Source organism: Rhizobium sp. ZW T2_16 (assembly GCF_044987325.1).
Taxonomy (GTDB): Bacteria; Pseudomonadota; Alphaproteobacteria; order Rhizobiales; family Rhizobiaceae; genus Neorhizobium; species Neorhizobium cellulosilyticum.
On record NZ_JBJDRG010000017.1, the window covers coordinates 89,822 to 96,109 of the forward strand.

4 protein-coding genes are annotated in these 6,288 nt (G+C 55.0%); all 4 read left to right on the forward strand.

What is annotated here, in order from left to right; genetic code table 11:
• Positions 1-143: 143 nt before the first annotated feature.
• Positions 144-890 carry a TnsA endonuclease N-terminal domain-containing protein gene (locus ACI3K0_RS25215; RefSeq protein WP_404946436.1) on the forward strand — a complete coding sequence of 249 codons (747 nt, stop codon included), beginning with the start codon at positions 144-146 and terminating at the stop codon, positions 888-890.
• Positions 891-1,303: 413 nt separating this feature from the next.
• Positions 1,304-3,055, forward strand: coding sequence for a Mu transposase C-terminal domain-containing protein (locus ACI3K0_RS25220; protein WP_404946437.1), 1,752 nt, complete (start codon positions 1,304-1,306; stop codon positions 3,053-3,055).
• Position 3,056: 1 nt separating this feature from the next.
• On the forward strand, positions 3,057-4,094 hold the full coding sequence (locus tag ACI3K0_RS25225) for an ATP-binding protein (RefSeq protein ID WP_404946438.1): 1,038 nt from the start codon (positions 3,057-3,059) through the stop codon (positions 4,092-4,094).
• Positions 4,091-5,929 (forward strand): TniQ family protein, encoded by a 1,839-nt coding sequence (locus ACI3K0_RS25230; RefSeq protein WP_404946439.1) that lies wholly within the window; start codon positions 4,091-4,093, stop codon positions 5,927-5,929. The genes ACI3K0_RS25225 and ACI3K0_RS25230 overlap by 4 nt, the downstream gene beginning before the upstream one ends.
• Positions 5,930-6,288: the final 359 nt, after the last annotated feature.

A 6,288-nucleotide genomic window follows, 5' to 3' on the forward strand; every position in this document is an offset into this window, starting at 1 on the left:
GACTACCGCCTCCCGCGGCGACATCAAATCTCTCCGAATAATAACGGCCTGATCCGCTGGACCCTCGGTCCTGATCAGCGTCGCGGAGATCCCGAATATCTCCCGGCATTTTGAGAATCCGACCGCCCATAGGCGCGTCGGCCTTGGAGATATTTGTCATGTCAAAGCCCAAAAGAAAGGTGGCTACTGAGCTAACCCATGCCCCTGCGCGTCACCGTTGGACGCCGCCATCGGAATCGCTTGCCACAAGAGAGATCAGCTTGTTTGGTGGAAGCTCTTTCCGTGGTGTGTTGGTCAACCCGCGAACCAATCGCGAAATCATGTTTGAGAGCAAGCTCGAACGAGACGCGATCTACATCCTGATGGCTAATCCTGACGTGGCAGAAATCCGCGAGCAGCCAGCCGCGGTGACGTATGTAGATGCCGATGGGGTTACACGATCCCACACCTTTGACTTCGAAGCTCGAACACACAAGGGCATCCGCCATTCTATCGCGGTGAAGTACGAAGCGCAGGTCGAGACGAGCGGCATCGGTGATGTCGTCCGCCTGATTGAGGCACAGCGCCCTGCGGGCTGCGGCGATTTCGTCCATCTTCGGACTGAGCGACAGATCACTGAAGTCAGGGCCGACAATGCACGCCTGATCATGCGGGCCTATCGCTTCCGCGTTCTGAGCAATGTCGACCAGATGCGAGAATTCGTGAAATCGCTCAATGGTGCGGCGACAATCGGTTCAATCCTTCGGGCATCCATCCCTGGTTCCGATGGCTATCTTGCTCTTCTCTGCCTGGTCGCAGAGGGCGACCTCATCGCCATCGGCAACAAGCCGCTTTCCATGATGACCCTTGTTCGGCAGCCGTCCGTACAGGCTGAGATGGAGGGCATCTGATGGTAGGCATCCCAGAAGCTCCCCGTTATCGGTATCACACGACCGACAAGATCGTCATCAACGGTATCGACTACACGCCCGACAGCAGCGATGCTGAGGGACAGACGTTTCGCCGTGTATCGAATCCCGATTTTTGCGAGACCTTCACTCATCAGGAAATCCATGACTTCCACCAAGTAGGGAGCCTAAAACGATTTCCTCATTTCTTCTCGGAGGTTAAGGCAAGGGTTCGTGCCCGCACATCACAGACGCATCTTGCTGATCTTCCCAAGGTCCAGCAGCAGACAGTTCTGTGGCGAAAGGCATTTTGCGATGGCTTCCTGGAAATGGAGACCAATGGCGAGGTGTCGCGGTCAGATGCCTCGATGGAACCTGCGATCGGGAAACTTTTCAAGGAAAACACCAATGTCGAAATGACGCTCCGTGTTGGTTCGAAGCGGTGTGGACGCAAGTTGACCGTCAGGACCCCTCCTACGCCAACGACACTCCGCAAGTGGCTTCGCACATACGAGGGCCTCGGTCTCGATCCGCTATCTCTGATGGAGGGCTTTGGGCGCAGCGGTAATCGCAAAACACGTCTTCCTGACGACCTTTATCCCATCATGGCAAACGTCGCCAAGCAATGGGCGGAATCCAACAAGCCATCGAAGTCTGCCACCTACGAGAAGCTGGAAACAGAACTCTTCAGGATCAACCAGACGCGTCAGAAGAATGGTTTGGCTCCCCTTCCGATGCCCAGCTTGCAGACTTTCCGCAAGGAGATCAGCCCCCTCCATTACGGCACGGGTTACGCCGGAAGACATGGAGAGAGCAAAGCTCGCAAAGACCTGAAGATGGTCGCGGAAGGTATCAATCCTACTCGCCCTATGGAACGCCTTGAGAAGGATGGGTGGACCATCTCCCTTAAGTCTCTGATGGTTCGAACTGACGCCTGGAAACAGATGTCCAAGGAAGAACGGAAGGAGGTCGAACGCGTCAGCATGACAGCGCTGGTCGCAATTGATTGCGCCACTCGTTGCGTTGTCGGTCTCCATATTTTCACCGGCAAGGCCACCGCCGAGGCTGCCGTCACCACGCTCAGAACCATCGTGACCGACAAGTCAGACATGGCAAAGGCGGCGGGCTGTCTTTCTTCATGGCACATGGGTGGCCCGTTTGAAGCGATCTGCACCGACCAAGGATCCGAATTCAAGGATTACGAGTACCGCGCTTCCGTAGCATCACTCGGGGCGGAAATCATGTATCCGCCAGCTGGGACCCCATATCATCGTGCCCGCATCGAACGCCTCAATGGAACCTTGCATCAGAAGTTCATCGCCAAATTTCATGGCCGGACGTTCGAAAATGTAGTCGCCAAGGGCGATTATGACGAGACCTCATCGGCCGTTCTGACCAATGAAGAACTGAAGAAGCTCTTCGTCAGATTTATCGTCGATGTCTATCATCATACCGCGCATGACGGCCTGAATGGCAGGACTCCAGCGCAGGCATGGGCTGAACTTACACGGATCTACGGGACACCGCCTCCAGTCGACGATCACGTCATCCATGCGATCTTTAGCACCATCGAAGAAAGGAAACTTCGTCGCGTGGGCGTCGAAGTGTTCGGTCTCTTCTACCAGAGCCAGGAACTCTACGAAGCGTTTCTCGAGCGCGGTGGCAAGATGGTTCAGGTCCGCATCGATCAGCATGACTTGGGCCAGGTATCTGTTCGTATCGGGACCGATTGGTTGGCCGTGCCCTGCAAGCAAAGCGGTATGGATGGCGTGAGCCTCGATCTATGGGTTCGTAGTGACGAAAAAGCTCGCCGCGAAACTCCGGATGACGCCGATATCACGAACGAGATCCGCCTGCGGGCACTGACCGACATCATTGCCCATTCGGATATGGCAACCGAGCGGGCCGAGCTGATGGTCTCGAGATACGATTCCGAAGGTGTCCGACGTCTGGTCAGGTCTTGGCTGAAGCCCAAGGGCCGCAGGAGCGCCGCGGACACGGACAGCTCCGATTTCCTGGAGACGGGGAAGCCAGCTTCCACGCCATTAGCCATCCCAGTCGACCCGAGCGCCACGATCGAGATCGAACAGCCTGCGACCTCTGCTGAGCCGAACGACGGCACCGGCAGCGACGATGATGACGACGATTTTGCAAACATGGAGTTTTAAGATGCAAGATACTGCTTTGATTACTGAAAACGAACAAAATGAAGATGTGATGCACCGCGTCTTACGCGCCTATGCGAAGCACAGTCGGGACGCAACGCTGGGCGACGAGATTCAGACGTTGATCAAGGCCAGCAAAAGAGCTTTTCGCGAGAGAGACGCGGCCGCTCGTTTGGGTCGACTGGCAGAAGGCCGTATCCTTGCAGTTATCGGCCAGCCAGGCGCAGGGAAAACCAGAGCGCTCGAACGCATTTTTCACCAACGTGAGGAGTTTTGGAAGATTGCTAATGTTGAGGATCGCACCCTTGTCTCGGTGAAGGCCCCTTCTCCCTGCACTCTCAGGCAGCTCGGCAATCCCCTATTGAAGGCGCTCGGATATCCCACACTAAGGGATCTCAAAGAAAACGTTGTCTGGCAGATGGTCAGAGAGCGTCTGCCAATTCACGGCATTCGCTACGTCCATATCGACGAGCTTCAACATGCCGTCGAGTATGCCACGGCTGGTGAACTTCAGAAGGTTCGCAATACGTTGAAAGCATTATTACAGCAGTCAGAATGGCCAGTTTGCCTCATCTTATCGGGCCTACCATCGCTGGTCGAATTCATCCAAGGTGATCGGCAGCTCAAGCGTCGTACCCGCTTCGTGACGTTCGCCGATATGTCTTTGACAACGGATCGTGACGACATTCATGCCATGGCTAGGGGCCTGATCATCGCAGCCGCAAAGTTGTCTGCTCCCAAAATCTTCAACGACGCCTTCTATGCCCGTCTGCTTCACGCTGCCGAAAACCAGTTCGGCACGATGATCGAATATGTCCAGGATGCCATTGATGAGGCTTTCGGTGAAGGTGTCGCCGAGGTAACCATCGACCATTTTGCGGACGTCTACGAGGCACGTTCCGGATGCGATCCAGAGTTCAATGTCTTCACAAGTGCGGAATGGCACAAGATTGATGTTGCTGAAGCTCTTCGCATTTCCCGTGGTGAAGAGACTGACGATCTCAAACCAATCAAGAAAATCCGGGAGAAGAAGAACCGATGATGGCACAGCTCCCACGGAAATTGACCGTCGCGTTGGGGCATGCAGAGACCCCGGCAAGCTTCGCGGCACGTACTGCATACCTGAACGGCCGTTCTGCTCGCGATTTCTGCTTGGATATGGGGTTCCAGTTCCAACACGTCGTTGACGGCCGCACCGAGGCCCTTGAGCGTCTGGCCCATTGCGCTCGGGCCGATCTCGGCACTCTGTCTAACTTCGCTTTCAAACGTACCGAGGCTAGATCATACGAACTCCGCGGGGAACGGATCCTGAGATCCGGCCTCGTCCGCAGCCGTGTTCGTGTATGCCCTCATTGCATCGCCGATGACCTTGGGCAGGACGGTGGCGGATCCTACGCTCGAGCATACCAGCGGGCCTATTGGCTGGTGGGATCGATCCGAACTTGCCAGATTCACTGCCAGGCCCTGGTTGAAATCTCTGACGACCTGAAGCCCAACACCCTCCATGACTTCCCCACAGCTTTGAAGGGCGGCATTGATCGTCTCGCCCACCTTGACCTTGATTTGGGGTCGCGTCCCCCCTCCTCCCTCGATCACTATATGCAGTCGCGCCTTGATGGTAATACCCACGATGGCCAGTGGCTGGATGGCATTCGCATTGATGCCGTCGCCAAGCTTTCCGAGGTGCTGGGTGCCTGCGTAACCTTTGGCGTTACGGTTCAGCTAAATGACCTCACCGACGACAATCTTTATGAAGCTGGCGGCATCGGCTTCGACATCGCGTCTCAGGGTGAAGCAAGCATCCGTGCGGTTCTTTCCAAGTTTCAGGATGCGCATGATCCGAAAGCTAGATCCCAAGGCCCGAAGACGGTTTTTCGCCGTTTCTACGAATGGCTTGCTCACGGCTCCGACGATCAAGCGTACGACCCGCTTCGTGATATCGTCAGCAGGCATTGCATCGAGACAATGCCGCTTGGCCCTGGTGATGAGATGTTCGGCAAGCCTGTTGAGGTCCGAAAGCTACATTCTGTCTATACGGCGTCGCGTGAGTACAAGGCCCACCCCAAGCGGCTACGAAAGTTACTCCATCTCGGTGGCTTCCTGAGCGACAATTACCTTGATGTGTTCGATGATAACGCCCTGTTTCACGCCGCCGATACAGATGCGTTTATCAGAAAAGCAATCGCCTCCCTCTCCCTGAAAGATGCAGCTGGGTATCTAAACATCCCTCGCCCTTACGATGTAGACATCTTGACGCGCTACGTTCGACCGTTGGTAGATGCAGAGCGTAGCAATCTCGCCCAGTACGCTTTCGAACGGGAAGCACTGGATGAGTTTATGACGCAGCTTGCGGACAATGCGGTGCCGATGAGTTCGTCGGACGCCGAGTTGATGAGCCTGATTGATGCCCGCAAGAAAGCCTGCTGCCCGATGTCAGAGATCATCGACCGCCTTATTGCAGGAGAACTGGCGACGGTACGGATTGACGCCGCAGCCACAGGATTTCTCTCAATTAGGGTGTCAGTCGATGAGGTGCGCGATCTCGTTAGACTTAATGATCATGGCGGCCTGTCTCTCCGCGAATCCGAAAAAGCCCTTGCCGTGAACACTCGAGTTTTGAAGTCACTCATGGAGTATGGGTATCTGCCGTCGCAAGTTGCAATCAACCCGCTGAACCGATGCCCGCAGACAATCATCTTCCTGGATGATATCGAGAAATTTCAGTCAACCTACGTCTCTCTGACGGTGCTGTCACGAGAACTCGGGATCCATTTTTCGAACTTGAAGAAGAGGCTGACGGATATTCCGCTGGCGATGGATCGGGAGAAAATCGGCGGCAGTTTTTATCTAAGATCATCACTACCACCATTATCATAGCGTTCAGACACCGCCCCAAGAACCCGGCTTTTGCCGGGTTTATTTTTGCCCTTATCACTTGAGGCAATCTATTGCTTTCCCGGTGAGGCGATCTGTTGCTTTCGGCAAGATTTTCAGAGGGAAACTATGCGGCACAACCATGATAAATCAATACCTTACAAAGACGCTGAGGCAAACTAATGGTTTCCCGACAGGCGTCGCCACTTTCCGGCAACCCAAGTTTAGATAAGCTGTAACCGCCCGATTGCTACCGCGTAGATTTCGCTTTGATGCGAGCGACGAGGAGCTCTTCGCCCACAAAGCTGTCGAGGAAGTTGTACCATTCTGGGGGTGAGCGGCGGGCGTCTTTGAGCATCTGC